We start from the raw sequence: 25883 nt of genomic DNA on the forward strand, positions 1-25883 counted from the left end.
TGCGCCGGCCCGGTCCGTTGCCGACGCCCTTAGCGGGCCGCGCCACAAACCTTCAAGACCCGTCGGGCGAGGGCCTTACCTTGGCGGTTCCGGCCCTTATCTCTGGGGCTCGTGATCAAGCGGCCGAGTCTCGGCCGGCAGATGGGGGACGATATGGGAACGACGCTGACGGCCGGCGCGGTGCGCCGGACATCGCCCGCGGCGCGCCTCCTCGGCGTGCTCTCGGTGATCCTGGTGGCCGCGGGTCTCTCCGGCTGCGGGGCGGTCAACCGGGTGCCGACGCTGCAGGAGCAGGCCAAATCCGCGTGGAGCGAGGTGCAGAACCAGTACCAGCGGCGGGCCGACCTGATCCCCAACCTCGTCGAGACCGTGAAGGGCTACGCCCAGCAGGAGAAGGACGTGCTGATCGGCGTCACCGAGGCGCGCGCCAAGGCGTCCAGCGTGAAGGTCGACGCCTCCACGGTCAGCGATCCGCAGAAGTTCAAGGAGTACCAAGACGCCCAGAACCAGCTCTCGGGCGCACTCGGACGCCTCTTGGTGACGGTGGAGCGGTATCCCGACCTCAAGTCGAACCAGAACTTCCTCGCCCTGCAATCCCAGCTGGAGGGCACCGAGAACCGCATCGCGGTGGCGCGGCGCGACTACATCACGGCGGTCCAGGCCTACAACACCGAGGTGCGCACGATCCCGGGCCGCTGGATCGCGGCCGTGCTGTACCCCGACGCCAAGCCGATGGAGACCTTCACGGCGACGCCGAACGCCGACCGGCCGCCGAACGTGAAGTTCTAGGATGCGGCGCGTGGGGCGGCGCGTAGGACCGACCATGACCCGGACCCGGGGCGGGATCCTGCCCGACCGGGTGCGGCTCGCCCTGTCGCTCGCCGTCCTGGCGGCGTGCCTGACGGTCTTCGCGCTCGGGGCGCTGGCGGCGGAGCTGACCTTCCCGACGCTGACCGGCCGCGTGGTCGACGCGGCCGGCATCCTGACGCCGGAGCAGCGCGGCACCCTCGAGGCCAAGCTGAAGGCGCACGAGGACAAGACCTCGGACCAGGTGGTCGTCGCCACGGTGCCGAACCTGCAGGGCACGACCGTCGAGGACTACGCCAACCGCCTGTTCCGGGACTGGAAGCTCGGGCAAGCCAAGACCAACAACGGCGTCCTGCTGCTGGTGGCCCCGAGCGAGCGGAAGGTCCGGATCGAGGTCGGCTACGGCCTGGAGGGGGCGCTGACCGACGCCCTGTCCAAGGTGATCATCGCCGGCGCCATCACGCCGCGCTTCAAGACCGGCGACTATTTCGGCGGCCTCGACGCCGGCGTCGACGGCATCCTGTCGATCCTGGCCGGCGACGCGCAGGACTGGCAGCGCAAGCCGCAGGTGCGGTCCGACGAGGTCGACCCCGCCCAGGTGGCGGTCTTCGTCGTCCTGCTCCTGATCGTGGTGTTCGTCGCGTGGCGCATGAGCCGCGGCGGCCGGTCGAGGTCCGGCGGCCTCGTCATCCTGCCGGGCCCCGGCTCGGGCGGGTGGGGCGGCGGCTTCTCGGACGGCGGGTCGGGCGGCTCCTCGGGCGGTTTCGACGGTGGATTTTCCGGCGGCGGCGGCTCGTCGGGCGGCGGAGGGGCCTCCGGTGACTGGTAGACGCGCGGCTGTCCTGACTCCGGAAGCGCAGGAGCGGCTCGCTCAGGCGGTCGGGCGCGCGGAGGCCGGGACCTCCGGCGAGATCGTCGTGATGGTGAGCCGGCGCGCCGGCGCCTACCGCTCGATCGTGCTGCTCACCGCCCTCGTCACGGCGCTGGTCCTGCCCTGGCCGCTGATCGCCCTGACCGCCTGGAGCGCCGCGTCGATCCTGCTGGCGCAGGCGGCCCTCGTGGCGGCGATCCTCGCGGCGAGCCAGAACGAGCGGCTGCGCATGGCCCTGGTGCCGCGCCGCCTGCGCCGCGCCCGCGCCCGGGAGGCGGCCCGGCGAGCCTTCTGGTCGCGCGGCCTGAGCCTGACGCGCCGGCGCACCGGCATCCTGCTCTACCTGTCGCTCGCCGAGCGGCACGCCGAGATCGTCACCGATCTCGGCGTCCTGCGGGAGATCCCGCCCTCCGCCTGGGACGGGATCCTCGCCGAGCTGATACCGGCGCTCGGGCGCGGCGCCATCGAGGACGGCCTGACGGCGGCGGTCGCGCGCGTCGGGGCCTGCCTGGCGGAGCATCTCCCCGCGGGCCCGGGCGATCCCGACGAGCTGCCGAACCGGGTCGTCGTGGTCGACTGACGGCGCCGCCGGCCGTCGCGGTCGGGCGCCGGTGACGCGTCATTCGAACGGTGGACGCGCCCAAATCCGGCAGGCCGCACGATCGCTGTGGCCTGTGACACTCCGATATTGCGTCGGACTTCAACCGGATGCCATGGTGCGGCGCCGCACCAAGCACCTTGGGGTTGTGTAACTGCGCTGGACCGGCCGCGATTTCCCCTGTGAGTCCGGCGCGCCGGGGGCCACGGGGCACCCGCGCGTGAAGGCGCCGGCACCCGAGCAGGAGCGACGCCGGCCCGACCGGCGGCGCTCGAGGAGGCCGTGATGAAGATCCTGATCGCCGCGACGCCGCTCACCGGCCACGTGAACCCGCTCCTCGCCATCGGTCGGACGGTGGCGGCCCGGGGGGACGACGTCCTCGTGCTCACCGACCCGGCCTTCCGGCCGAAGGTCGAGGCGGCGGGCCTGCGCTTCACGCCCTACGCGGACAACCACGCGGCCGAGTACCGCGAGACCGAGCTGCCGGCCGGCCCGGAGCGCTACCGCCGCGAGTTCGAGCGCCGGTTCGTGGATCCGATGCCGGTCCAGGCCGCCGCCCTGCGGGCGCTGATCGCGGCCGAGGCGCCCGACGTGATCCTGGCCGGCAGCATGTTCCTGGGCGCGCTCCCGCTGCTCCTCGACAGCGCGCCGCGGCCGCCGATCGTGACCGTCAACGTCAGCATCCTGTTCCTCGACCGGCCCGACCACGCGCCCGTGGGCCTCGGCCTGCCGCCGGCCCGCGACCGGGACGATCTCGTCCGCTACGCGACCCTGAAGGCCGACATGGACGCGGCCTTCGTCAACCCGGTGCGGGCCTACACGGACGCGAAGCTCGCCGCGCTCGGCCTGCCGCCCCTGCCGGCGTCCCTGCCCCACTCGATCGTGGTCCTGCCGGACCTGTTCCTGCAGCCGACGGTGCCGGGCTTCGAGTACGAGTACGGCACCCTGCCGCCCGGCCTGCGCTTCATCGGCCTGCTCGATCCGCCGACGCCGCCCGCGCCGCTCCCGGACTGGTGGCCCGATCTGGAGGCGGCGAACGCGGCGGGCCGGCCCGTCGTGCTGGTCACCCAGGGCACGCTGGCCAACGCGGATTTCGGCGAGCTGGTCGAGCCGACACTGACCGCCCTGGCCGACCGGGACGATCTGCTGGTCCTGGCCACCACCGGCGGCCGCCCGGTGGACGCGCTGAAGGTTCCGGTCCCGGCCAACGCCCGGGTGTCGTGCTTCCTGCCGTTCCGCGAATTGTTGCCGCGGGTGAGCGTGCTGGTGACCAACGGCGGCTACGGCAGCGTCTCGCAGGCGCTCGCCGCCGGCGTGCCGATCGTGTCGGCCGGCCTGACCGAGGACAAGGCGGAGGTGAACGCGCGCATCGGCTGGTCCGGCGTCGGGATCAACCTCGGGACCAACGCGCCGGCCCCGGAGGCGGTCGGCGCCGCGGTGGCGCGGGTGCTCGGCGAGCCCGACTTCCGGGCGCGCGCCGGGGCGCTGCGGGACGCCTTCGCGGCCCGGGACGCCATGGCGTCGATCCTGACGGCTCTGGACGATCTCGCGCGCGCCGGGACCGATGCCGGGACCGCGCGCCGGCTGGCGAGGTCGGCGTGATGCCGGCCTCCGACACCGCGGCGCTCCGGGTCGTCGTGGATCTCAACCGCTGCCAGGGCTACGCCCAGTGCTGCTACGCCGCGCCGGACGCCTTCGCGATCCGCGGCCACGAGATCCTGTTCTACGATCCCGCGCCGCCGGCCGACCGCCGCGGCGCCATCGAGCGGGCCGTGCAGGCCTGCCCGGTCCGCGCCATCAGCCTCCAGGCCGGCCCGGACGACGGAGACGCGCCGTGACTGCCGAACCCGCCGGCATCGTCGTGGTCGGCGCCTCCCTCGCCGGCCTGCGCGGCGCCGAGACGCTGCGGCGGGGCGGGTACGACGGCCCGCTCACGCTGGTCGGCGCCGAGCCGTACCGGCCCTACGACCGGCCGCCCCTGTCGAAGCACGTGCTTGCCGGGGAACTCGCCGCCGACGCGACCCGGCTGCCGGAACTGGCGGATCTGCGCGCCCGCTGGCGTCTCGGGAGCCCGGCCGTCGCCCTCGACCGGGCAGCCCGCACGCTCCGGCTCGCCGACGGGTCGGAGCTGGCCTACGAGGCCCTGCTCATCGCCACCGGCGCCGAGGCCCGGCCCTGGCCGGCCGAGACCGGCGGCGGGCTCGCCGGCATCTTCACCCTGCGCGGGCGCAACGACGCGGCCGCCCTGCGGGACGCCCTGCTGGCGCGCCCGCGGCAGGTGCTCATTGTCGGCGGCGGCCTGATCGGTTGCGAGGCGGCCTCCTGCCTGCGCGACCTCGGCCTGCCCGTGACCCTGGTCGACCCGAACGCCGCGCCCCTGGCCCGGGGTCTCGGGACCTTCGTCGGCGGCGTGATCGCCGAGCGTTTGCGCGAATCCGGCGCCACGTTCCGCCCCGGCACGATGGTGCGGGCGTTCGAGGGCGACGCGGCGGGGCACGTCGCCCGGGCCCGGCTGGCGGACGGCAGCACCGTCGAGACCAACCTCGTCATCGCCGCCCTTGGGGCGACCCGGGCGACGGGCTGGCTGCGGGGCGCGGGCCTGCGCGCGGATGCCGGCGGCGTGACCTGCGACGCCGCCTGCCGGGTCCTCGACGCCGACGGGGTGCCCTGCCCGGACATCTACGCCGCGGGCGACGTCGCCCGATGGCCGATCCCGCTCTACGGCAATCGCCTGATCGCCGTGGAGCACTGGGGCAACGCCGTCGAGCAGGCCGCCCACGCCGCGCGCAACATGCTGGCCGGCCCCGGCGACCAGCGCCCCTACGGCCACCTGCCGGCCTTCTGGTCGAGCCAGTTCGGGATCAACATCAAGCTGGTCGGTCTCCCCGACGGCGCCGATTCCGTGGCGGTGGTGCAGGGTTCGCGGGCCTCCCGGCGCTTCCTCGCCGTCTACGGCCGCGCCGGGCGCAGCATCGCGGCCGTCTCGTTCGATCAGGCCCGCTGGCTGCCGGCCTACGCGGAGGCGATCACGGCCGGCGACCCGTTCCCGCCGATCACCGACGCCACCGACCGGCCGCGCGTCGAGATGGCGGCACCGGGCTTCCCGCCGCCGCACCGAGCCGCCCCGGCGCGGCCTTCCGCCGAGACCGTCCATGTCTGACGACGCGCTGTTCGCCGCGGTGATGGATCCGGCCAACCGGGCCGACCCGTACCCGCTCTATCGACGGATGCGGCAGCAGCCGGTCTCCCGCCAGCGCGACGGCAGCTACGTCGTCTCCACGCACGCGGCGATCCGCAGCCTGCTGTTCGACCCGCGGCTCAGCTCCGAGGATCTGCCGCCGCCCCGGCGGCCCCGCACCGGCAATCCGCTCAAGGACCTGATCCTCAACCCGATCAAGAACCGCATCAGCGCCACGCACCGCCCGTTCATCTTCCGCGATCCGCCGGACCACGACCGGCTGCGCAGCCTGGTGATGCGGGAATTCTCGATCGCGCGGGTTCAGGCGCTGCGGCCGCGGATCGCCCGGGAGGTGGACGGCCTGATCGACGCCTGCCGGGACCGGCGGGAGGTCTGTCTCGTGAGCGACCTCTCCTACCCGCTGCCGGTGACGGTGATCTGCGAGCTGCTCGGCGTGCCGCGCGAGGACGAGCCGCGGTTCCAGGCCTGGGCGACGCAGCTCGCCACGGCCGTCGAGCCGGACGCGCGCCACGACGACACGACCCGGCGCCAGATCGTCGGCGCCTTCGACGAGATCGCCGCCTACATGCGCGACCTCATCCGCGAGAAGCGGCGGCGCCCGGCCGACGACATGCTGAGCGGCCTCGCCGCCCCCGGTCCGGACGGCCGGAAGCAGATGAGCGACTTCGACCTCCTGTCGACGGCGGTCCTGCTGCTGGTCGCCGGTCACGAGACCACCGTGAACCTCATCACCAACGCCATGCTGACCCTGCTCCGGCACCCCGAAGAGCTGGAGCGGCTCCGGGCCGATCCGGAGCGCGCGCCGCGGCTGATCGAGGAGGTTCTGCGCTACGAGCCGCCGGTGCACTTCCGGACCCGCAAGGCTCTCGGCGCGATCGCGGTGGCCGGCGAGATGATCCCGAAGGGGGCCCCCGTCATCCTGATGTTCGCCGCCGCGAACCGCGATCCCGACCGGTTCGCGGATCCCGACCGCTTCGATCCCGACCGGGGCGACATCGAGCATTTCGGCTTCGGCGGGGGCCTGCACTACTGCGTCGGCGCGCCCCTGGCGCGGCTCGAGGCCGAGATCGCCCTGGTGGCGCTGAGCCGCCGCCTCGTCGCCCCGCGGCTCGCGGTCGATCCGCCGCCCTACCGGCCGGGCGCGTCGCTCCGGGGGCCCGAGCAGCTCGGCATCGGCATCGACGGGATCGCCTGATCCGAGCGGAGCCGCGCGAGTCGTAAAGCGACGGTGAACGGGGCTGTTTCACGTGAAACATTCGTAAACCCCTTCGTCCGCGGTCGCCCGGACGGCGACGCCGGAACTTGGCCGTGCCGAAGCGGGCTTTACGGGAGAGCGGCCGAGACGGCCGCAATCCCGAGAGCTTCCGGAGAGACGACGCCATGAAGGCATTGTGCTGGCACGGCCGCAACGACATCCGCTGCGACACGGTCCCGGATCCGGTCATCGAGGATTCCCGCGACGTCATCATCAAGGTGACGAGCTGCGCGATCTGCGGCTCGGACCTGCACCTGATGGACGGCCTGATGCCGACCATGAAGAGCGGCGACGTCCTCGGCCACGAATTCATGGGCGAGGTCGTCGAGGTCGGACAGGGCTTCACCAAGTTCAAGAAGGGCGACCGGATCGTCGTGCCCTTCAACATCAATTGCGGTGCATGCCGGCAGTGCAAGCTCGGCAACTTCTCGGTCTGCGAGCGGTCGAACCGCAACGCCGAGATGGCGGCCGCGCAGTTCGGCTACACGACGGCCGGCCTGTTCGGCTACTCGCACCTCACCGGCGGCTACGCGGGTGGCCAGGCCGAGTACGTGCGCGTGCCCATGGCGGACGTCGCCCCCATGAAGGTGCCGGACGGCATGGACGACGAATCCGTCCTGTTCCTCACCGACATCCTGCCCACCGGTTGGCAGGGCGCCGAGCACTGCGAGATCCGGGGCGGCGAGACGATCGCGGTCTGGGGCACCGGCCCGGTCGGCATCTTCGCGATCCAGTCCGCGAAGATCATGGGGGCCGGGCGGATCATCGCCATCGAGACCGTGCCCGAGCGGATCGCCCTGGCCAAGAAGGCCGGCGCCACCGACGTCATCGACTTCATGAACGAGGACGTGTTCGAGCGGATCAAGGAGATCACCAAGGGCCAGGGCGCCGACGGCGTGATTGACTGCGTCGGCATGGAGGCGAGCGCCGGCCACGGCGGCCTCACCGGCATGCTGTCGACGGTGCAGGAGAAGCTCACCGCCACCGAGCGCCCCTACGCGCTGGCCGAGGCCATCAAGGCGGTCCGCCCCTGCGGGATCGTCTCGGTGCCGGGCGTCTACGGCGGCCCGATTCCGGTCAACATGGGCTCGATCGTCCAGAAGGGCCTGACCCTCAAGAGCGGCCAGACCCACGTGAAGCGCTACCTCGAGCCGCTGACCAAGCTGATCCAAGAGGGCAAGATCGACATGACCTCCCTGATCACCCACCGCTCGCAGGATCTCGCGGAGGGCCCGGACCTCTACAAGACCTTCCGCGACAAGAAGGACGGCTGCGTGAAGGTGGTGTTCCACCTGAACTGAGGCGGCGGCGTCCCGGTCGGCGATCGGCCGGGACGCCCCTCTCCGCCGGGCTGGGCGCGGCGTCCCGAAAGCGTGTAGAGCCGGCAACGCGCTCACCGACCACGCGGGGTGTCCATGTGCAATCTCTACAGCCTGCGAACCGGCCCGGCGGACCTGCGCCGGGCCTTCGAGATCGCGGAGGATCGCACCGGAAACCTCCCGCTGTTGCCGGCTATCTTTCCCGACCAGCTGGCGCCTGTGGTCCTGAACGGCGCGACCGGCCGCGACCTCGCGATGATGCGCTGGGGCATGCCCGGCCCGAAGGCGTTCGGCGAGCACCCGATCACCAACGTGCGCAACGCCGCGAGCCCGCACTGGCGGCCCTGGCTCGGCGTCGCCCACCGCTGCCTCGTGCCGGTCACCGCCTTCAGCGAGTACGCCGACACCAAGCCGCGCAAGACGCCCGTCTGGTTCGCCCTGGACGAGGACCGGCCGCTCTTCGCCTTCGCGGGGATCTGGCGGCCCTGGACCGGCGTGCGCGGCACGAAGCGCGAGAACCCCGACCGCGTCGCCGCGGAGCACCGGCTCTTCGCCTTCCTGACCACCGAGGCGAACGGCGTCGTCGGGCCGGTCCATCCCAAGGCCATGCCGGTCCTGCTCACGAAGCCGGAGGAATGGGCGACGTGGCTGGAGGCGCCGACCGCGGAGGCGCTCCGGCTCCAGCGGCCGCTCCCGGACACAGCGATGCGCGAGGTCGCCCGCGGCGCGCGCTCGGACGGGCCGGAGGCCGAAGCCGAGGTGTGAGGGGCGCTAGCCGCCGGCCGGCTCGCCGGAGGGCCCGTCGGGCGCGGCCGACCAGCCGCGGGCCCGCCAGCGCGACACCACGGCGGCGTTGAGCCGGGCGATGCGCGCCCGGTGCGCCTCCCAGAACGACATCGGCTTCGCCGGGACGGCGGCGACGCGGGTCCGGTGGACGGGGCCCGCCGGCCGCGCGGCGAGGCGGTCCGGCGCGGCCACGCGGGCGCTCGCCCGGACGACACGCGCCTCCGGGTTGCCGAGGATCGCCTGGGCGCGGGCGCAGTAGAGCTGCGACAGCGGCGACATCGCCTCCGAACCGTGACCGGCCCGGTACTTCATCAGGGCGCGGCAGAGGTCCCCGTCGGCCCGGCGCCACGCCTCGGCGAGGTAGCGGACGCCGTAGCGGACGTTGATCTCCGGCGACGCCAGCTCGGCGACGGTGCCGCGGAAGCCGAGCATCGCCGCGGTGGTCGGGCGGACCTGCATCAGACCGACCTCGCCGACGCTGCCGACCACGGTGGGGTCGTAGCCGCTCTCGATCCGCGCGACGGCGTCGGCCACCGCGAGGGGCAGGCCGGTGCCGGCGGCCTCGCGGGCGATGAGCGGCAGGTAGCGGGCGCGGGCGTCGGCGGCGACCGGTGCGGGCGCGGGCACGGCCGCAGGCGCGGGCGGGACCAGCGGCAGGGCGGCCATGCCGACGGCGTGCACCGCCAGGAAGGTGGCGGGCCGGGCCTGCGCGGGGGCGGCGCAGGTCAGCAGCAGGAGAAGCAACGGAGCGCGCATCGACCGCCACGGAGAGGAACCGGGACCTGTCTATCCCGGCCGCCTCAACGAAGCCTTTCGCCGGCGCGCGCCCTACTGGATGGGGCCGCGGTCCCGCGCCTGCAGCAGCCGCAGGGCCTCGCCCAGGACCGCGTGGAGGTCGGCCGCGCCCTGCTGGCTCAGCGGCAGGCCGACCCGCTGCCCGTGGATCGTGTCGAGGACCAGCATGGCGAGGTCCTCGCCGATCAGCAGGTTGGATCCGGGCAGGCAGAGCGGCAGGACGAAATCGCCCTCGACCTCGCCGAGGGCGTCGACCGCGTCCGCGGGCCGGAAGGGCGGTTTCCGATCGGTCATCGCTCCCCTCCTCGCATTCCTCCCGGCGCCGGTCCCCGGCGCCGCGGCTCAGCCGCGGTCCGGCATCCGCACCGACCGCACCGTGAGCGTGTCGATCTCCAGCGAACCGACCTCCAGGGTGCCGACCCGGGCGCGGCCCACCGAGAGGCGGCCGATCGCGAAGGCGCCGACCGCCACGACGCCGAGGGCCGCGGCCCCGAGGGCCAGCGCGCCCAGGGCCGACGCCCCGATTGCCCCCGCGCCGACGGCGCCCGATCCCAGGATCGCCGTGTCGTGGGACGGGATCACCCCCGTCCCGTCGGGGCGGCTCTGCGCCTCCGGAACCCTCGAACGCGACATGCGGATTCCTCTCCGAGCGGGCGATTGCGGAGCCAGCTATACCCGACGTTAACCGCGTTTTCACGCCGCTCGGAGACGATGGCGCTCGATCCCGGCCGGCCCGGACCGCGCGTCCGCCGCCAGAGAGGACGTCGCCCGTGCAGCACCTGTTCCAGGCCGTCGCGATCTTCGCGTTCGGCTGCCTGCTGATCCATGCCGGTCGCGCCTATGCCCGGGCGACCACGCTCCTGCTCTCCGCGACCGTGCTGATGCTGAGCGTCACCCTCGGCACCGTGCTCTGCCAGCGGATCGGCCTTCCGGGGCGCTCCGTCGCGGCCGGCCCGTCCTACACGGTGGCGCTCGGCCGGCCCGCTCCGTAGAGCCGCGTCCGGTATGACGGGATGCGCCCGAGGCTCGGGACGGTGTCGCGCGGTGGGGCCGCGCCGGTCGAGCGGGATCAGGGCCAGACGCGGATCGCCACCGGGCGGCGCAGCAGGTCGCGGTCGGAGGTGATCGTGCAGCCGTCCGTGCGCAGGCTCGCGTAGGTCAGCAGCGCCCGGTCGCCGACGTCGTCGAAGTTGCGGCCGCGCGCGTCCGGGTCGAGCAGCGAAGGGTAGGCGAGGAGCGGCGCCGTCGCCGCGCACGGGTCGTCGTAGAGGGTCGCGCCCTCGAGCAGCAGGCGCGGGCTGTCCCAGGCGATCAGGTCGCGGGAGGTGGTCCAGTAGAAGCCCGACCGGGGAAAGCCCTCCCCCGCCTTGGCCATGAACACGGCGATCCAGGCGCCCGTGCCGCGGTGCCGGACGACGGCGCCGACCGGGCCCGGGAACGGCCCGACCGGCCGGCAGGTCGCCGTGTTCGGGCGGGCGGCGCGGTAGGGGTCCGGGAAGGTGGCAGTGAAGCCGGTGCCGGTCCAGGCCCGCCAGCGGGCCGGGTCGGCCGGGTCGTCGCTGCGGAACAGGCAGACCCCGGCCTCCTGATCGCTGCCGGGCCGGGTCCAGCCGGTGGTCGAGGCGAGGAAGTACCGCCACGTCCCGTCCGCGACGATGTTCGACGGGTTGAAGAAGCCGCGGTGGCGGCCCTGGTCGATCTCCTGCCGGAACGGCGCCCCGGCGACCACGACAGGCGGGCTCTGGCGCTTGAAGCTGCGGCCGCCATCCGTCGAGGCGGCGGCCGTGATCGTGTTGTACCAGCAGGCCATGTAGCTGGCCGCCGGGCAGCGGCCGGGATGCTCGTTGGCCTGGTACTCGTGGTGGAGGAGCGCGGCCACGCGGCTCCCGTCCTCGGTCCAGGTGGCGGTGATCCAGGAGCGGTCGTCGTAGGCGGCCGGATCGGGCTTCTCGCCCGAATCGAGCCCCACCGCGCAGTCGATCTTGAGATGCTCGAGGTCGGGACCGCGCAGCGCCCGGTTGCGGTAATGCATCCCGTAGAGCGCCACCGCGCCCGACGCGTCCCGGAAGGCGCGCGCCGGCGCGTCGGGCACGTCGGCGCCGTCGCAGGCGTCGCGCCCCGCCTTGAAGACGAGCGCGGGCGGCCCGACCAGCGTCAGCGCCGAGAGCGGCGGCTCGGGCGCGGCCGCGGCAACGCGCGGGAGGAGCGCCAGGGATAGCGCCAGGGGGAGCGCCAGGGAAAGCGTCGGCAGGATCCGGCGCGCCGCCGTCCCGGAGCCGGTTGGGCGCGCGGCGCGCGTCCGTCCGGCGATCCCGTTCGCCCAACCCATGATCGCCACCCGGCTGCGTCCCGGCCGCGCCTGGACAAACAGGCGGAGATTCGCTTGAGAACCATTACAGAGTGCTTGCCGCCGACCGGACGCGCGCGGCCCGACCGAAAGTCATCCATGGTTCTCCTGATCCTCGGGCTGGTGCTGTTCCTCGGCACGCACGCCTTCTCGATGGCCCGCACCCGCCGCGCCGCGATCGTCGGCCGGATCGGCGAGGGCCGCTACAAGCTCGGCTACACCGCCCTGTCGCTGCTCGGGCTCGTGCTGATCGGGATCGGCTTCCACAATTACCGGCTCGCCGGCTACATCCCGGTCTGGGACCCGCCCGTCTGGACGCGCCACCTCGCCCTGACGCTGGTCTGGGCCGCCTTCGTGTGCCTCGCGGCCGCCTACCTGCCGGGCCATATCCGCGCCAAGGCCAAGCACCCGATGCTGCTCGCCGTGAAGATCTGGGCGACGGCGCACCTCCTCGCCAACGGCGATCTCGGCTCGATGCTGCTGTTCGGCGGCTTCCTTGCCTGGGCGGTGACCGCCCGGATCAGCGCCAAGCGCCGGGGCCTCGCCCCGGGGGCGGTCGCGGCCCAGCACGGCGGTCCGGCGGCGGCCCCGCTGGGCTGGCGCAACGACGTCCTGGCCCTGGTGATCGGCACGGCCGCGTGGTTCGTCTTCGCCCGCTACCTGCACTACCCGGTGATCGGCGTGCCGGTCTGGCCGGGCACCCCGGCCTGAGCCGGCCCCCGAGACGACACACGAGGCGGCCCCGAGACATGGCCTGTCGCCAACCCGGCGCCCGTGTGTTAGGCGCGGGGCCCGAACGCGACGAGGTGGCCCGCTGAGATCATGCGGGCCGGGATAGAATGGCCGAGAACAACGAGTTCCTCCGCGAGGTCGACGAGGATTACCGCCGCGACCGGATCCTCCAGATCTGGAAGCGCTACAGCGGCGTGATCATCGCGCTCGCCGTGCTGCTGGTGGCGGGCGTCGCGGGCTGGCGCTACTGGCAGGCCCAGCAGCGCGCGGCGGCCGAGGTCGCCTCGGTGCAGTTCGACGACGCCAACCGCCTCGCCAAGGACGGCAAGGTCGCGGAGGCCGACAAGGCCTTCGACGCCCTCGAGGCGCAGGGCCCGGCGGGCTACCGCCTGCTCGCCCGGTTCCGGGCGGCGGCCGAGATCGGCAAGCGCGACCCGGCGGCCGGGGCCGCGGAGTTCGACAAGCTCGCCGACGATACCGGACTCGGCGATGGCCTGCGCGACCTCGCGCGCCTGCGCGCCGCGCTGCTGCGCCTCGACGGGGCGAACCCGGATCCGGCACTCGCCAATCTCCAGGGCCTCGCCGCCGGGACGCCGTTCCGCCACACGGCCCGCGAGATGCTGGGCCTCGCCGCCCTGAAGAAGGGCGATTACGAGGATGCCAGCCGCTGGTTCGACCAGATTGTGGCCGATCCCGACACGCCGCGGAACCTGCGCGAGCGGATCGAGGTCTACGCGGCGATCGTCGCGGGCGGCCCCGTGACGGTGACCGCGGCCAAGCCCGAGCCCGCCGCCCCGCCGCCGCCGATCACGCGCTGATTTCATCGTCCGGACTGTTTCGAGAACCACCATGGATATGCCGACCGTCGCGATCGTCGGGAGGCCGAACGTCGGCAAGTCGACCCTGTTCAACCGCCTCGTGGGCAAGAAGCTCGCGCTGGTCGACGACCGCCCGGGCGTGACCCGCGACCGGCGCGAGGGCGACGTCGCGTTCGGCGGCCTCCAGTTCCGGGTGATCGACACCGCCGGCCTGGAAGAGGCCGACGAGAAGACCCTCACGGGCCGGATGCGGATGCAGACCGAGGCGGCGATCCTCGCCGCCGACGTGGTCCTGTTCGTGATCGACGCCCGCGCCGGCGTGCTTCCGGCCGACCAGCCCTTCGCCGAGCTGGTGCGCCGCGCCGGCTGCCCGGTGATCCTGATCGCCAACAAGGCCGAGGGCGGCGCCGGCCTCGCCGGCGCCTACGAGGCCTTCACCCTCGGGCTCGGCGACCCGATCCCGTTCTCCGCCGAGCACGGCGAGGGCCTGGGCGAGCTGCACGAGGCGCTCAAGGGCGCCCTGCCCCAGCGCGACGAGGACGAGGAGGCCGACGACGACGCCCCCGGCGGCCGCGCCCTGAAGGTCGCGATCGTGGGCCGCCCGAATGCCGGCAAGTCGACCCTGATCAACAACATGCTCGGTGAGGACCGGCTGCTCGTCGGCCCCGAGGCCGGCATCACCCGCGACTCGATCTCCCTGGACTGGGAGTGGCGCGGGCGGCGGATCAAGCTGCACGACACCGCCGGGATGCGCCGCCGCGCCCGGATCGACGACAAGCTGGAGAAGCTCGCGGTCTCGGACGGCCTGCGCGCGGTGCGCTTCGCCGAGGTGGTGGTGGTGCTCCTCGACGCGACGATCCCGTTCGAGAAGCAGGACCTCACCATCGTCGACCTCGTCGAGAGCGAGGGCCGCGCCCTGGTGATCGGCCTCAACAAGTGGGATCTGGTCGCCGACCAGCCGGGCCTGCTCAAGCAGCTCCGCGAGGATTGCACCCGGCTGCTGCCGCAGGTGCGCGGCGTCGGTGTCGTGCCGCTCTCGGGTCTCGCCGGCGACGGCGTCGACAAGCTGATGCAGGCGGTGGTGCAGGCCGCCGAGGTCTGGGACCGGCGCGTCTCGACCTCGCGCATCAATGACTGGCTGAACGAGGCCACCTCCCGCAACCCGCCGCCGGCGGTGTCGGGCCGGCGGATCAAGATCCGCTACGCTACCCAGGTGAAGAGCCGGCCACCGCACTTCGCGCTGTTCGGCAACCAGCTCAACGCCCTGCCGAAATCCTACACGCGCTACCTCGTGAACGGCCTGCGCGAGGCGTTCGACCTACCGGGCACGCCGATCCGCCTGTCCCTGCGCACCTCGCAGAACCCGTTCGACAAGGGCTGATCCGAGCTCCTGTCGTCCTTGCGAGCGGAGCGAAGCAACCCAGTGTCGCGCCGCGCTGGTCGAGGTCGCGGCACCCCGGGTCACGTCGCTCCACTCGTGATGACGGCGCGGATGCGGCAGTGCTCAGCGCGCCGCGTCGGCGATCCAGTCCACCGCGGCCGCCAGCGCGGCGCGCTCGTCCTGATCCGCGGCGAGCGCGGCCTCGTAGGCCGCGATCTGCCCGTCCGCGCTGGTCCCCTCGGCCACGATCGCCCGCGCGCGGGCCACGTCCGCCGCGCAGCCGAGAGCGTCCGCGTCCTCCGCCACCAGCGCGAGCACCGCCTCCAGCGCCTCGGCGAACGGCACGGCCTCGCCGCGCGCCTCGTCGATCAGGGACGCGGCGACGCCGCTGTGCTGGGCGCGCCAGAGGTTCTCCGAGGCCAGCGCCCGCGAGACGCCGTCGAGCCCGGCATGGAGGTCCGGCCGGCGCGCGCACAAGCGCACGAGGCAGCGGAACAGCGCGGCGACGCAGAGCGAATCGTCGAGGCGCGTGCAGGCGTCGGCGATGCGCAGCTCCAGGGTCGGGAATTTGATGGAGGGCCGCAGCGACCACCACAGGAAGCTCGCGTCCGCGATGGCGCCCGACCGGGTCATGATGGCGACGAACCGCGCGTGGGCGGCGGCGTCGGCGAACAGTTCCGGCAGGCCGGTGCGCGGCAATTCCCCGAAGACGCTGAGCCGGTAGGCCCGCAGGCCCGTCGCCTCGCCCTGCCAGAACGGCGAGGAGGCCGACAGCGCGAGCAGCAGCGGTTGGAACGGCAGCAGCCGGTTCATCAGGTCGACGCGGGCCTCGGGGTTTGGCACCTCGACGTGGACGTGCATGCCGCAGATCAGGGCCCGCCGCGCCGCGATGCCGACATCCGACAGGATGCCCTTGTAGCGCGCCCCGTCGGTGGCGGTCTGGCGCGACCAGCGCGCCAGGGGATGGGTGCCGCAGGCCAGCAGCCGGAGGCCGTTCTCCGCGGCGATCCCGGCGAGCTGCGCCCGCTGGCCGCCGAGATTGTCGCGGGCCGCCGCGGCGTCGGTGAGCGGCGGGGTGCAGACCTCGACCTGCGCGGCCACCAGCTCGCGCCCCGTCTCGGGCAGCTCCGCCTTCACCCGCGCGTGGAAGGCGGCGAGGTCGCCCCGCGGCGTCCCGCGGGTCTCGGCATCGGCCAGGAAGTACTCCTCCTCCATGCCGAAGCGGTAGCTCGGGGCGCTCATCGTGGTCTCCGGAAAACGCGACGCGTGCGCGCCAACGCGCCGGCGGGGACGAAGGTGCCGCTCAGGGCGTCCGCAGCGGCCCGCCGACCAGCCAGGCGGGATCGAACCAGCGGTCGGCCTCGCCGTCGTAGGGCAGGCGCGTGATGTCCCAGTTCTGGATGTACCGCGCGTAGACGTTCCACACCGCGATCCCGCCGCCGACGAAGATCCGCCGCCCGGGATAGCGCTTGAGCACCGCCTCCGGATCCTCGTGGCTGCGGATCACGTCGATGGTGCGGTCCTTGAAGGCGAATTCGGGCACCGAGGCCACGGTCTTCGGCCCGGCGATCAGCACGTGGCCCATGGTCAGCGCGAAGAAGCGCGTGACGTCCTCCACGAAGAGCGGGTCGGTGTTGCCCTCCCAGGGCAGGTGGCCGTTGAGGCCGAGCTGGCCTCGCAGGCCGATCGCGCAGATGCAGCGGACGTCGATCATCGTGATGAACTCAGAGAGGAAGATCAGGCCCGTCCCATACAACCCCTCATCCCGAGATGCCCGCGCGAGCGGACCGCGAAGGAGGACTCCAGGGATCGCGCGACCTCCGAGCCGTTCTCTCGAGGCCTCCGCTTCGCTCCGGCACTTCAGGATGAGGCAGGCGGTGGGATGTGCGTTCGAATAACAGCGCAGGGGCTCACTCGGGTGCGCGGAAACTCAGCACCCGGTCGGTGGGGAAATCGTAGAGCTTCCCGGTCTCGGTCCAGTCCGGGGACGCGAGCCGCACGAAATGAGGCGCGAGTTCCTCGGGCGTCCGGAGGGTCTCGGGATCCTCGCCGGGCATGGCCGAGCGGCGCATGCCGGTCCGCAGGGGGCCCGGATTGAGCAGCATGGCCCGGATCGCCGCGCTCTCGTTCTCGGCCGCGTAGGTCCGCACCAGGGCCTCCAGCGCCGCCTTCGAGACCGAGTAGGGCCCCCAGTAGGGCCGGCACTTCGAGGCGGCCCCGGACGAGACGAAGATCGCCCGGCCGGCGTCCGACATGCGCAGCAGCGGGTCGAGGGAGCGGATCAGGCGCCAGTTGGCGGTGACGTTCACGTCCATCACCTGCCCCCAGATCTTCGGGGTGATGTGGCCGATCGGCATGAGCGCGCCGAGGATGCCGGCATTGGCGACCAGGATGTCGAGGCGCTTCCAGCGCTCGTTGATCGCCGCGCCCAGGCGGTCGATCGCGTCGTAGTCGGCGAGGTCGAACGGCACCAGGGTGGCGCTGGAGCCGGCCGCCCGGACGGCGTCGTCGAGCTCCTCGAGGGCGCCCACGGTCCGGGCCACCGCGATGACGTGCGCGCCGGCCCCGGCCAGCGCCAGGGCGGCGGCGCGCCCGATGCCGCGGGACGCGCCGGTGACGACCGCGACGCGGCCTTCCAGGATTCTCTGAGACTCAGCCATGGCGAGGACCTAGCGCATTTCCGCGCGCAGGGGATGCCCGATCGCGCGAAACGGCCGGATCCTGTCAGTCGGCCTCGGCCAGCATGGCGAAGCGCTTCGGGCCGGCGATGGACAGGTCGGTCAGGCCGGTCGGGTAGTCGCCCGTGAAGCAGTGGTCGGTGTATTGCGGGCAGGCCGCGTTGCGCGCCTCCTCGCCCATCGCCCGGTAGAGGCCGGGAATCGACAGGAAGGCCAGCGAATCGGCGCCGATATACTTGCGCATGGCCTCGAGATCGTGGGTCGCGGCGAGCAGCTTCTCCCGCTCGGGCGTGTCGATCCCGTAGAAGTCCGGGTAGGTGATCGGCGGCGAGGCGATCCGGAAATGCACCTCCGCGGCGCCGGCCTCGCGCATCATTCGGACGATCTTCACCGAGGTCGTGCCGCGCACGAGGCTGTCGTCCACGAGGACGATGCTCTTGCCCTCGATCGCCGCGCGGTTGGCCGAGTGCTTCATCCGCACGCCGAGCTCGCGCACCGACTGGGTCGGCTGGATGAAGGTCCGGCCGACATAGTGGTTGCGGATGATCCCCATCTCGAACGGGATCCCGGTCTCCTGCGAGAAGCCGAGCGCCGCAGGCACCCCGGAATCCGGCACCGGCACGACGATGTCGGCGGGCGCCGCGGCCTCGCGGGCCAGCTCCCGGCCGATCGCCTTGCGCACCGCGTAGACGCTCTTGCCGTTCACCACCGAGTCCGGCCGGGCGAAGTAGATGTACTCGAAGATGCAGGGCCGCATCGGCACGGCGTCGGCGAAGCGGATCGACTCGATCCCCTCCTCGGAGATCACCACGATCTCGCCGTTCTCGATGTCGCGCACGAACCGGGCGCCGATGATGTCGAGCGCGCAGGTCTCGGAGGCCAGCATGTAGCGGCCGTCGAGCTCGCCCAGCACCAGCGGGCGGATGCCCAGCGGGTCGCGGGCACCGATCAGCTTCTTGTTGGTGAGCGCCACGATCGCGTAGGCGCCCTGGATCGCCTGCAGGGCGTCGATGAAGCGCTCGATGATCCGCGGCTTCCGCGAGCGGGCCGCGAGGTGCAGGATCACCTCGGTGTCGGAGGTCGACTGCGTGATCGCGCCGTCGCGCACGAGGTCGCGGCGGATCGACAGGGCGTTGGTCAGGTTGCCGTTGTGGGCGACCGCGAGGCCGCCGCTGGCGAGCTCGGCGAAGAGCGGCTGGACGTTGCGCAGGATCGTCCCGCCGGTGGTCGAGTAGCGCACGTGCCCGATGGCGGCGCGGCCCTTGAGGCGGGCGATCGTGTCCCCGTCCGAGAAGGAATCGCCGACGAGGCCGGGGCGGCGCTCGGAGTGGAACACCGAGCCGTCGAAGGAGACGATGCCGGCCGCCTCCTGGCCCCGGTGCTGCAGGGCGTGCAGGCCGAGCGCGACGATCGCCGAGGCGTCCGGATGGCCGAAGATGCCGAAGACGCCGCACTCCTCGCGGAGCGTGTCGCCGTCGAGATCGAGATCGAAGGTGTCGGTGGAGGCGGCGGCGTGTGACATGGGGCTGTCGATCACTCACAGATCCCGGCGGCGACGGGCCGGCGCGCCGGTCGTCGCGGAAGCAATCCGTACACCACCGGAACCGCTATCTAGGCGTTCCGCGCGACGAGACCTACGGCGAATACCGCAGATCAGCGTCGCGTCGGGGTCGGCGCGGTCTCGGTCCGGCGCTGCGGCGCCGCGTCGGTCTCGGCCGGGGCGTCGGCGGAATCGCTCGGCGGCGCGCCGGTCTTCGGCTTCTTGAACTGCTTGAGGAAGCCTTCCGGATTCTCGGGCAGCTGCGCCACCAGGGCGTCGCCGGACTTCTCCAGCATCGGGCGCGTGCGGGCCTGGGCGGCCCAGTCCGGCACCTTGCCCTGCACCAGCCACGACAGGAACACCCAGCCGATCACGCAGATCAGGAAGCCGCGGGCCGCGCCGAACAGGAAGCCGAGCGAGCGGTCGACCGCGCCGATCCGCGAGTCGAGCACGACGTCGGAGATCTTCACCGTGATGATCGACACGACGATCAGGGTGCCGAGGAAGATCGCCGCGATCGAGGCGACGAGCGCCACGGTGTCGCTGTTCACGTGCTGCTTCACGGTGGGCAGCAGCATGGGGTGGAGCGTCCACGCGACCGCGGCGGCCGCCACCCAGGCGACGATCGCCAGGACCTCGCGGGTCACACCACGCACGGCCGCGAGCAGCGCGGAGACCGCGACGATGCCGAGCACGGCGAGATCCAGGACGGTAAACGGCATCGTTGAGCTTTTTGGTACCCGCGGGGATAGCGCGTCGGCCGTGCGGCTCCCCCGGGCCGCGGCGGATTTATACCAAGCCCGACCTCGGCCGTCACCCTGGCGCGCCCGCCTGATCGCGCGCCTGTGCCGTCCGTGCATCAGACCGTGCATCGGACGCGCCGATCACCGTGGCGCGCGCCGCCGCGCGGAATGCCCGGCTCCACCCGGGCACCGTCCCGGTGCTATGGGTCGCGCCCGGGGTCCGGTCCGCGCGTCCGGACTCCCGGTGGCGAATGGATGGAGGCGTTCCGCGTGTCCGAGGCCGGACCTGTGACGGAGATCGGCGCCCACGGCGCCCGGCTGACGATCGACCTCGGGGCGATCGCGGCCAACTGGCGGATCCTGGCGGCCCGCGGCGCGGGCGCCGACTGCGCCGCCGTGGTGAAGGCCGACGCCTACGGCTGCGGCGTCGGCCGCGTCGGGCCGGCCCTGTGGGCCGCCGGCTGCCGGACCTTCTTCGTCGCGCACCTGTCCGAGGGCGTCGCCGCCCGGGCCGCCCTGCCGGAGGCCGCGATCTACGTGCTGAACGGTCTGCCCCCGGGCGCCGCGGCGGCCTTCGCGGCCCACGGTCTGCGCCCGGTGCTCGGCAGCGTCGAGGAGCTGTCGGACTGGGCAGCGTTCCCGGGGAACCGGCCGCCCGCGGCGCTCCACGTCGATACCGGCATGAACCGGCTCGGCCTGTCGGTGCCCGAGGCGCTGGACCTCGCCGGGGACGCGCGGATCGCGGCGGCCGGGATCGACCTGCTCCTCAGCCACTTCGTCAGCGCCGAGAAGCCGGAGGACCCGGTCAACGCCCGGCAGATCGCCGATTTCGCGCGGGTCCGGGCCGCCTATCCCGGGCTCCGGGCCTCGCTGGCGAACTCGTCGGGAATCTTCCTCGACGGGGCCCGGCACGACCTGCTGCGGCCGGGCTACGCCCTGTTCGGCGGCAACCCGACGCCGGGCGCCGCGAACCCGATGCGCCCGGTGGTGCGGCTGGAGGCGGCGATCGCGCAGGTGCGCGGCGTCGCGGCCGGTGCCACCGCGGGCTATAACGGCCGCTGGACCGCCGCCGCGCCGAGCCGGCTGGCGACGCTCTCGCTCGGCTACGCCGACGGCTTCCCCCGGGCGATCAGCGGGCGCGGCCAGGCGCTGGTCGGGGGCGTCCCGTGCCCGATCCTGGGCCTCGTCTCCATGGACCTGATCATCCTCGACGTCACGGCGGCGCCCGCGGCCCGGCGCGGGGCGGAGGCGGTGCTGATCGGCGACAGCCTCGACATCGACGCGGTCGGCCGCGCCGGCGGCACGATCGGGTACGAGATCCTGACGGGGCTGGGTTCTCGGTATGTTCGAACTTATGTAGGCTGACGCGACTCCATCCTGACACGCCGGACGGCCGGCGCCCGGACCCGAATGGCCAAGATCCACCAGACCTTCGTCTGCCAGTCCTGCGGGGCGGTCTACAATCGCTGGCGCGGGCGCTGCGAGGCCTGCAACGGCTGGAACACGATCGTCGAGGAGGCGCCCTCAGCCCCCGGCCAGTCCGGCCCCGCCGCGACCCGGCCGTCGCGCAATCGCGGCCGGGTCTTCCCCCTCGAGGGCCTGACCGGCGAGGCCAAGGAGGCGCCGCGCATCCCCTCGGGGATCGGCGAGCTCGACCGGGTGACCGGGGGCGGCTTCGTGCGCGGCTCGGTGATCCTGCTCGGCGGCGATCCTGGCATCGGCAAGTCGACCCTGCTGATGCAGGCCTCGGCCGCCATGGCGGGCACGGGCGAGCGGGTCGCCTACATCTCGGGCGAGGAGGCGGTCGGACAGGTGCGCCTGCGGGCCGAGCGGCTGGGCCTGAGCGCGCGCCCGGTCCAGCTCGCCGCCGAGACCAACGTCGAGGACATCGTCGAGACCCTGAGCCAGGGGCGCCCGCCCGCGCTCGCGATCATCGACTCGATCCAGACCATGTGGACCGAGACGGTGGAATCGGCCCCCGGCACGGTCACGCAGGTGCGCTCCTCCGCGCAGGCGCTGATCCGCTTCGCCAAGACCACCGGCACGGCGGTGATCTTGGTCGGCCACGTCACCAAGGACGGGCAGATCGCCGGTCCCCGCGTGGTGGAGCACATGGTCGACGCGGTCGCCTCCTTCGAGGGCGACCAGGGCCACCATTTCCGCATCCTGCGCGCCGTGAAGAACCGGTTCGGGCCCACCGACGAGATCGGCGTGTTCGAGATGACCGATGCCGGCCTCAGCGAGGTGCCGAATCCGTCGGCGCTGTTCCTGGCGGGCCGCGACCATCAGGCGGCGGGCACCGCGGTCTTCGCCGGCATGGAGGGGACGCGGCCGCTGCTGGTGGAGATCCAGGCGCTCGTCGCGCCCTCGTCGCTCGGCATGCCCCGGCGCGCCGTGGTCGGCTGGGACCCGAACCGGCTGTCGATGGTGCTCGCCGTGCTGGAGGCCCACGGCGGCATCCGGCTCGGCAGCCACGACGTTTATTTGAATGTTGCCGGAGGCTTACGCATCACCGAGCCGGCAGCGGATCTGGCGGTGGCGGCGGCGCTCGTCTCGTCGCTGTCGGGGGCGGTGCTGCCGCCCGAGACGGTCTATTTCGGCGAGATCGGCCTGTCGGGGGCGATCCGGCCCGTGGCGCAGGCCGGCTCCCGGCTGAAGGAGGCGCAGAAGCTCGGCTTCGCCAAGGCGCTGATCCCGCAGGGCCGCGGCGAGGGCGAGAAGGCGCTCTCCGTGGAGACGCTCCGCCACATCGCCGACCTGGTGGCGGGGATCAGCGCGGGCGCGCCGCGGCGGGGATCCGGCCAGCGCGGGCGGCAGCAGGCCCGCTACGCCGACGAGGAGATGTGAGCGCTCCCGTCCTTGCGAGCGCAGCGAAGCAATCCAGGGATGCGCTACGTCCGGGAAGGGCCCGCTGCACTGGATTGCTTCGCTGCGCTCGCAAGGACGGAGGCGGTCAGCCCCCCGTCACGCTCATGTGCCGCGGCACGGCGGCCGGGCGCTGGCGCTCGATGACGAAGTCGTGGCCCTTGGGCTTGCGGGTGATCGCCTCGACCACCGCCGCGGCCAGCACCGCGTCGTCCTGGGAGGCGCGCAGGACCGCGCGCAGGTCGGCCGAATCCTCCTGGCCGAGGCACATGTAGAGCTGGCCCGTGCAGGTCAGGCGGACCCGGTTGCAGCTCTCGCAGAAATTATGGGTCAGCGGTGTGATGAAGCCGAGCTTCCCGCCGGTCTCCTCGACCCGCACGTAGCGCGCCGGGCCACCGGTGCGGTCGGGCAGCGGCGTCAGGGTGTAGCGGGTCTCCAGGCGCTGCCGGGCGACCGACAGGGGCAGGAACTGGTCGGTCCGGTCCGCCTCGATCTCGCCGAGCGGCATGACCTCGATCAGCGTCATGTCCATGCCGAGGCCGTGGGCCCAGGCGATCATGCCGGGGATCTCGTCGGCGTTGACGTCGCGCAGCGCCACGGCGTTGATCTTCACCTTCATCCCGGCGGCCCGCGCCGCCGCGATGCCATCGAGCACCACCTTCAGGTCGCCGCGGCGGGTGATCTCCCGGAACTTGTCCGGATCGAGGGTGTCGAGCGAGACGTTGATCCGGCGCACGCCCAGGCTCGCCAGCTCGTCGGCGTAGCGCGTGAGCTGCGTGCCGTTGGTGGTGAGCGTCAGCTCCTCCAGCGCCCCCGAATCGAGGTGGCGCGAGAGCCGGCGGAACAGGTGCATGATGTCGCGGCGCACGAGCGGCTCGCCGCCGGTGATCCGGAGCTTGCGCACGCCCCGGGCGATGAACACGCTGCAGAGCCGGTCCAGCTCCTCCAGGGTCAGCAGGTCGCGCTTGGGCAGGAACTCCATGTGCTCGGACATGCAGTAGGCGCAGCGCAGGTCGCAGCGATCCGTCACCGAGATGCGCAGGTACGAGATCGCCCGCTGAAACGGGTCGATCAGCGGCGCGGGCTCGGCGGGCGCGCCGAGAGCGGACGTCTGCGGCGTCAGGGAGCTGTCATCGAGCATCGTCCGGCATATGATGCCACCGGCGGTCGCGGGCAAGCCGATCCCGCGCCGCAGTCCCGGATTGCGTGAGGAGTGTGACCCGTGAGCGAGGATCTGTGGCCGACCGAGATCCGCCTGTCGGCCGACCGGCGGGTGCTCAACGTCGCCTTCGAGGATGGGGCCCGCTACGCCCTGCCGGCCGAGTACCTGCGGGTGTCGAGCCCCTCGGCCGAGGTGCAGGGGCACTCGCCGCTGGAGCGGAAGGTGATCGGCGGCAAGCGCGCCGTGGCGATCCTGGCGGTGGAGCCGGTCGGCAACTACGCGGTGAAGCTCGGCTTCGACGACATGCACGACACCGGCATCTACGGCTGGGGCTACCTCCACACCCTGGGCCGCGAGTACGAGACGCGCTGGAACACCTATCTCGGCGAGCTCGCCGAGCGCGGCCTCGACCGCGAGACCGCGCGCACCGCCCCGGTAAAGCAGGGCGGGGGCTGCGGGTCGGGCTCGTGCGGCTGCCACTGAGGGCAGCCGCTCCCGCTCACTCCGGCCCCGAGCCTCGTCTTTGCGAGCGGAGCGAAGCAATCCAGAGTGACGCCACGATTTTCGGCGTCGCGCATCCCTGGGTCGCTTCGCTGCGCTCGCGATGACGGCGGCGTCGAGCCGCGCACCCGTCAGCCCGCACCTTCGGAGCCGCCATGGCCTTCGCCTGCACCATCCCCGCGACGCCCACGATCCAGCAGGACGACGCCGCTGTGCGCATCACCCGCTGGGATTTCCCGCCCGGCGGCGTGACCGGCTGGCACGAGCACGGCTGGCCCTACTTCGTGGTGATGCTGGTGGACGGGATCCTGCGCGTCCACGACGGCGCGGCAGTCAGCGAGACGGCGCTCGCGGCCGGGCAATCGTACATGCGTCCCGCGGGCATCCGACACGACGTGATGAACGGATCCGACCACCCGATCGCGTTCGTCGAGATCGAGGTGAAGCGTCCGGACGCGCTGGTCACGCTGCCCTGATCCGGTTTCCGTTTGAACGCTTCGGTTGATGTGCCTATCCCGTCATCACGAGCGAAGCGAAGTGACCCAGGGCAGCGCGACCTCTGCAGGCGTGGCGCCGCTGGATTGCTTCGCTCCGCTCGCAAAGACGGCCGCGCCGAAGCCATCGACCGGAAACCCTACGAAACGCGAAAAGGGCCGACCTCGCGGCCGGCCCCCTCGTCGAAGCTCCGAAAGGAATCAGCGCTGGACGATGACCTTCGTGCCGACCTTGGCGCGGGTGTAGAGGTCCGTCACGTCGTCGTTGGTCATGCGGATGCAGCCCGACGAGACGGCCGTGCCGATCGTCTCCGGCTCGTTGGAGCCGTGGATGCGGTAAATCGAGCCGCCGAGATACATGGCGCGGGCGCCGAGCGGGTTCTCGAGACCGCCCTTCATGTAGCGCGGCAGGTCGGGCCGGCGCTTCAGCATGGTCGACGGCGGGCGCCAATCCGGCCACTCGCGCTTCATCGTGATGGTCTGCACACCGCCCCAGGTGAAGCCCGGCCGGCCGACGCCGACGCCGTAGCGCAGGGCCTGGCCGCCGCCGAGCACGTAGTAGAGCCGCCGCTCGGCGGTGGAGACGACGATCGTGCCGGCGCCGTAGGGGCCGTTATAGGCCACCGTCTCGCGCGGGATCGCCGACATCTGCGGGACCGCCGCGTCGGCGCTCAGCGGGTCGGCGGGGTTCAGGGCAGCATTGGCCACCGGCACCGCGACGGTCTCGACGGCCTGCGGGCGGACGCGCACGGTGAGCGCGTCGTTCAGCGGCTGGCGGGTCAGCGGGTCGATCTCGTAGGCCAGTGCCGGCGCGGCGCAGGCGGCCGCGCCGAGAAGCCCGATCAGGGCGGGGAGAAAACGACGCATCAAAGCCTCTCGGGGCAGGCGCGGACTATGGCGGGAACGCGGCGAAGACCGCGGCACGATGCCGTGCCGATCCTCGCCAAGGGGTAAACGCTCGCGCCTCAAATCCAAGCCTGAAACCGCCCGGC

28 protein-coding genes are annotated in these 25883 nt (G+C 72.8%); 17 read left to right on the plus strand and 11 right to left on the minus strand.

The window, feature by feature from the left end:
* Nucleotides 1-153 precede the first annotated feature (153 nt).
* The 9 genes from BLW78_RS20560 (at nt 154) to BLW78_RS20600 (ending at nt 8814) form a co-directional block, all read left to right on the plus strand.
* The gene (locus BLW78_RS20560) at nt 154-789 is read left to right on the plus strand and encodes a LemA family protein (RefSeq protein ID WP_020093782.1); all 636 of its coding nucleotides are present in this window, start codon (nt 154-156) and stop codon (nt 787-789) included.
* 34 nt (nt 790-823) lie between these two features.
* Nucleotides 824-1636 (plus strand): TPM domain-containing protein, encoded by an 813-nt coding sequence (locus tag BLW78_RS20565; protein WP_091681771.1) that lies wholly within the window; start codon nt 824-826, stop codon nt 1634-1636.
* Nucleotides 1626-2258 (plus strand): TPM domain-containing protein, encoded by a 633-nt coding sequence (locus BLW78_RS20570; RefSeq protein ID WP_091681772.1) that lies wholly within the window; start codon nt 1626-1628, stop codon nt 2256-2258. Before BLW78_RS20565 ends, BLW78_RS20570 begins: the two co-directional genes overlap by 11 nt.
* 303 nt (nt 2259-2561) lie before the next feature.
* Nucleotides 2562-3878, plus strand: a complete 1317-nt coding sequence (locus BLW78_RS20575) for a glycosyltransferase (protein WP_091681774.1) — start codon at nt 2562-2564, stop codon at nt 3876-3878.
* Nucleotides 3878-4114: a ferredoxin gene (locus BLW78_RS20580; RefSeq protein ID WP_020093786.1), complete on the plus strand. Its 237-nt coding sequence runs from the start codon at nt 3878-3880 to the stop codon at nt 4112-4114. The genes BLW78_RS20575 and BLW78_RS20580 overlap by 1 nt, the downstream gene beginning before the upstream one ends.
* On the plus strand, nt 4111-5436 hold the full coding sequence (locus BLW78_RS20585; protein WP_091681776.1) for an NAD(P)/FAD-dependent oxidoreductase: 1326 nt from the start codon (nt 4111-4113) through the stop codon (nt 5434-5436). The genes BLW78_RS20580 and BLW78_RS20585 overlap by 4 nt, the downstream gene beginning before the upstream one ends.
* Entirely contained in the window at nt 5429-6670 is a 1242-nt protein-coding gene (locus BLW78_RS20590; RefSeq protein ID WP_091681778.1) for a cytochrome P450, read from the plus strand. The genes BLW78_RS20585 and BLW78_RS20590 overlap by 8 nt, the downstream gene beginning before the upstream one ends.
* Nucleotides 6671-6855: 185 nt before the next feature.
* On the plus strand, nt 6856-8031 hold the full coding sequence (locus tag BLW78_RS20595; protein WP_091681780.1) for a zinc-dependent alcohol dehydrogenase: 1176 nt from the start codon (nt 6856-6858) through the stop codon (nt 8029-8031).
* 114 nt (nt 8032-8145) lie between these two features.
* A complete protein-coding gene (locus tag BLW78_RS20600) occupies nt 8146-8814 on the plus strand; it encodes an SOS response-associated peptidase (RefSeq protein ID WP_091681782.1) in 669 nt (222 codons plus the stop codon).
* Between the two features lie 6 nt (nt 8815-8820).
* Here BLW78_RS20600 and BLW78_RS20605 read toward each other — a convergent pair whose 3' ends face one another.
* From BLW78_RS20605 to BLW78_RS20615, 3 genes are all read right to left on the minus strand, one after another.
* Nucleotides 8821-9591, minus strand: a complete 771-nt coding sequence (locus tag BLW78_RS20605; protein WP_091681783.1) for a lytic transglycosylase domain-containing protein — start codon at nt 9589-9591, stop codon at nt 8821-8823.
* Between the two features lie 72 nt (nt 9592-9663).
* Nucleotides 9664-9924, minus strand: coding sequence for a hypothetical protein (locus BLW78_RS20610; protein WP_020093792.1), 261 nt, complete (start codon nt 9922-9924; stop codon nt 9664-9666).
* Between the two features lie 48 nt (nt 9925-9972).
* Nucleotides 9973-10263 (minus strand): hypothetical protein, encoded by a 291-nt coding sequence (locus BLW78_RS20615; protein WP_170855206.1) that lies wholly within the window; start codon nt 10261-10263, stop codon nt 9973-9975.
* 137 nt (nt 10264-10400) lie between these two features.
* Between BLW78_RS20615 and BLW78_RS20620 the strand changes: the two genes are divergently transcribed.
* Nucleotides 10401-10622, plus strand: a complete 222-nt coding sequence (locus BLW78_RS20620; protein WP_020093794.1) for a hypothetical protein — start codon at nt 10401-10403, stop codon at nt 10620-10622.
* 77 nt (nt 10623-10699) lie between these two features.
* Here BLW78_RS20620 and BLW78_RS20625 read toward each other — a convergent pair whose 3' ends face one another.
* Nucleotides 10700-11959, minus strand: a complete 1260-nt coding sequence (locus BLW78_RS20625; RefSeq protein WP_244526998.1) for a hypothetical protein — start codon at nt 11957-11959, stop codon at nt 10700-10702.
* A 117-nt stretch (nt 11960-12076) separates the two neighbouring features.
* Here BLW78_RS20625 and BLW78_RS20630 point away from each other — a divergent pair, with 117 nt between their 5' ends.
* From BLW78_RS20630 to der, 3 genes are all read left to right on the plus strand, one after another.
* Entirely contained in the window at nt 12077-12688 is a 612-nt protein-coding gene (locus BLW78_RS20630) for an NnrU family protein (RefSeq protein WP_091681785.1), read from the plus strand.
* Between the two features lie 128 nt (nt 12689-12816).
* The gene (locus BLW78_RS20635; RefSeq protein WP_091681787.1) at nt 12817-13527 is read left to right on the plus strand and encodes a tetratricopeptide repeat protein; all 711 of its coding nucleotides are present in this window, start codon (nt 12817-12819) and stop codon (nt 13525-13527) included.
* A gap of 31 nt (nt 13528-13558) precedes the next feature.
* Nucleotides 13559-14908, plus strand: coding sequence for a ribosome biogenesis GTPase Der (gene der, locus BLW78_RS20640; RefSeq protein ID WP_020093798.1), 1350 nt, complete (start codon nt 13559-13561; stop codon nt 14906-14908).
* Between the two features lie 123 nt (nt 14909-15031).
* Here der and BLW78_RS20645 read toward each other — a convergent pair whose 3' ends face one another.
* The 5 genes from BLW78_RS20645 to BLW78_RS20665 form a co-directional block, all read right to left on the minus strand.
* Nucleotides 15032-16150: a carboxylate-amine ligase gene (locus BLW78_RS20645; protein ID WP_091681788.1), complete on the minus strand. Its 1119-nt coding sequence runs from the start codon at nt 16148-16150 to the stop codon at nt 15032-15034.
* A gap of 61 nt (nt 16151-16211) precedes the next feature.
* Nucleotides 16212-16622, minus strand: a complete 411-nt coding sequence (locus BLW78_RS20650; RefSeq protein WP_012320823.1) for a dihydrofolate reductase — start codon at nt 16620-16622, stop codon at nt 16212-16214.
* Nucleotides 16623-16818: 196 nt separating this feature from the next.
* On the minus strand, nt 16819-17568 hold the full coding sequence (locus BLW78_RS20655) for an SDR family NAD(P)-dependent oxidoreductase (RefSeq protein WP_091681790.1): 750 nt from the start codon (nt 17566-17568) through the stop codon (nt 16819-16821).
* A gap of 64 nt (nt 17569-17632) precedes the next feature.
* Nucleotides 17633-19108, minus strand: coding sequence for an amidophosphoribosyltransferase (gene purF / locus BLW78_RS20660; RefSeq protein WP_091681890.1), 1476 nt, complete (start codon nt 19106-19108; stop codon nt 17633-17635).
* Nucleotides 19109-19239: 131 nt separating this feature from the next.
* Nucleotides 19240-19848 (minus strand): CvpA family protein, encoded by a 609-nt coding sequence (locus BLW78_RS20665; RefSeq protein ID WP_056523728.1) that lies wholly within the window; start codon nt 19846-19848, stop codon nt 19240-19242.
* A 276-nt stretch (nt 19849-20124) separates the two neighbouring features.
* Here BLW78_RS20665 and alr point away from each other — a divergent pair, with 276 nt between their 5' ends.
* Nucleotides 20125-21234 carry an alanine racemase gene (gene alr, locus BLW78_RS20670; RefSeq protein WP_139307705.1) on the plus strand — a complete coding sequence of 370 codons (1110 nt, stop codon included), beginning with the start codon at nt 20125-20127 and terminating at the stop codon, nt 21232-21234.
* Nucleotides 21235-21279: 45 nt separating this feature from the next.
* A complete protein-coding gene (gene radA, locus BLW78_RS20675; protein WP_091681792.1) occupies nt 21280-22716 on the plus strand; it encodes a DNA repair protein RadA in 1437 nt (478 codons plus the stop codon).
* A 106-nt stretch (nt 22717-22822) separates the two neighbouring features.
* Here the strand turns inward: radA and moaA are convergent, their stop codons facing one another.
* The gene (moaA, locus tag BLW78_RS20680) at nt 22823-23875 is read right to left on the minus strand and encodes a GTP 3',8-cyclase MoaA (protein WP_091681793.1); all 1053 of its coding nucleotides are present in this window, start codon (nt 23873-23875) and stop codon (nt 22823-22825) included.
* A gap of 81 nt (nt 23876-23956) precedes the next feature.
* On the opposite strand from moaA, the gene BLW78_RS20685 reads away from it, so the two are divergent.
* Complete coding sequence (locus BLW78_RS20685) at nt 23957-24379, plus strand: gamma-butyrobetaine hydroxylase family protein (RefSeq protein WP_056523722.1); 423 nt, start codon at nt 23957-23959, stop codon at nt 24377-24379.
* 173 nt (nt 24380-24552) lie between these two features.
* Complete coding sequence (locus tag BLW78_RS20690; RefSeq protein WP_020093808.1) at nt 24553-24873, plus strand: cupin domain-containing protein; 321 nt, start codon at nt 24553-24555, stop codon at nt 24871-24873.
* A gap of 219 nt (nt 24874-25092) precedes the next feature.
* Here BLW78_RS20690 and BLW78_RS20695 read toward each other — a convergent pair whose 3' ends face one another.
* On the minus strand, nt 25093-25758 hold the full coding sequence (locus BLW78_RS20695) for a L,D-transpeptidase (protein WP_091681796.1): 666 nt from the start codon (nt 25756-25758) through the stop codon (nt 25093-25095).
* Between the last annotated feature and the right edge of the window lie 125 nt (nt 25759-25883).

This window comes from Methylobacterium sp. 275MFSha3.1 (assembly GCF_900108435.1).
Taxonomy (GTDB): domain Bacteria; phylum Pseudomonadota; class Alphaproteobacteria; order Rhizobiales; family Beijerinckiaceae; genus Methylobacterium.

Coding starts and splice junctions, on each gene's coding strand:
- BLW78_RS20560 (WP_020093782.1), top strand. CDS start 154: ATGGGAACGACGCTGACGGCCGGCGCGGTGCGCCGGACATCGCCCGCG.
- BLW78_RS20565 (WP_091681771.1), top strand. CDS start 824: ATGACCCGGACCCGGGGCGGGATCCTGCCCGACCGGGTGCGGCTCGCC.
- BLW78_RS20575 (WP_091681774.1), top strand. CDS start 2,562: ATGAAGATCCTGATCGCCGCGACGCCGCTCACCGGCCACGTGAACCCG.
- BLW78_RS20580 (WP_020093786.1), top strand. CDS start 3,878: ATGCCGGCCTCCGACACCGCGGCGCTCCGGGTCGTCGTGGATCTCAAC.
- BLW78_RS20590 (WP_091681778.1), top strand. CDS start 5,429: ATGTCTGACGACGCGCTGTTCGCCGCGGTGATGGATCCGGCCAACCGG.
- BLW78_RS20595 (WP_091681780.1), top strand. CDS start 6,856: ATGAAGGCATTGTGCTGGCACGGCCGCAACGACATCCGCTGCGACACG.
- BLW78_RS20600 (WP_091681782.1), top strand. CDS start 8,146: ATGTGCAATCTCTACAGCCTGCGAACCGGCCCGGCGGACCTGCGCCGG.
- BLW78_RS20605 (WP_091681783.1), bottom strand. CDS start 9,591: ATGCGCGCTCCGTTGCTTCTCCTGCTGCTGACCTGCGCCGCCCCCGCG.
- BLW78_RS20610 (WP_020093792.1), bottom strand. CDS start 9,924: ATGACCGATCGGAAACCGCCCTTCCGGCCCGCGGACGCGGTCGACGCC.
- BLW78_RS20615 (WP_170855206.1), bottom strand. CDS start 10,263: ATGTCGCGTTCGAGGGTTCCGGAGGCGCAGAGCCGCCCCGACGGGACG.
- BLW78_RS20625 (WP_244526998.1), bottom strand. CDS start 11,959: ATGGGTTGGGCGAACGGGATCGCCGGACGGACGCGCGCCGCGCGCCCA.
- BLW78_RS20630 (WP_091681785.1), top strand. CDS start 12,077: ATGGTTCTCCTGATCCTCGGGCTGGTGCTGTTCCTCGGCACGCACGCC.
- BLW78_RS20635 (WP_091681787.1), top strand. CDS start 12,817: ATGGCCGAGAACAACGAGTTCCTCCGCGAGGTCGACGAGGATTACCGC.
- der (WP_020093798.1), top strand. CDS start 13,559: ATGGATATGCCGACCGTCGCGATCGTCGGGAGGCCGAACGTCGGCAAG.
- BLW78_RS20645 (WP_091681788.1), bottom strand. CDS start 16,150: ATGAGCGCCCCGAGCTACCGCTTCGGCATGGAGGAGGAGTACTTCCTG.
- BLW78_RS20650 (WP_012320823.1), bottom strand. CDS start 16,622: ATGATCGACGTCCGCTGCATCTGCGCGATCGGCCTGCGAGGCCAGCTC.
- BLW78_RS20655 (WP_091681790.1), bottom strand. CDS start 17,568: ATGGCTGAGTCTCAGAGAATCCTGGAAGGCCGCGTCGCGGTCGTCACC.
- purF (WP_091681890.1), bottom strand. CDS start 19,108: ATGTCACACGCCGCCGCCTCCACCGACACCTTCGATCTCGATCTCGAC.
- BLW78_RS20665 (WP_056523728.1), bottom strand. CDS start 19,848: ATGCCGTTTACCGTCCTGGATCTCGCCGTGCTCGGCATCGTCGCGGTC.
- alr (WP_139307705.1), top strand. CDS start 20,125: ATGGAGGCGTTCCGCGTGTCCGAGGCCGGACCTGTGACGGAGATCGGC.
- radA (WP_091681792.1), top strand. CDS start 21,280: ATGGCCAAGATCCACCAGACCTTCGTCTGCCAGTCCTGCGGGGCGGTC.
- moaA (WP_091681793.1), bottom strand. CDS start 23,875: ATGCTCGATGACAGCTCCCTGACGCCGCAGACGTCCGCTCTCGGCGCG.
- BLW78_RS20690 (WP_020093808.1), top strand. CDS start 24,553: ATGGCCTTCGCCTGCACCATCCCCGCGACGCCCACGATCCAGCAGGAC.
- BLW78_RS20695 (WP_091681796.1), bottom strand. CDS start 25,758: ATGCGTCGTTTTCTCCCCGCCCTGATCGGGCTTCTCGGCGCGGCCGCC.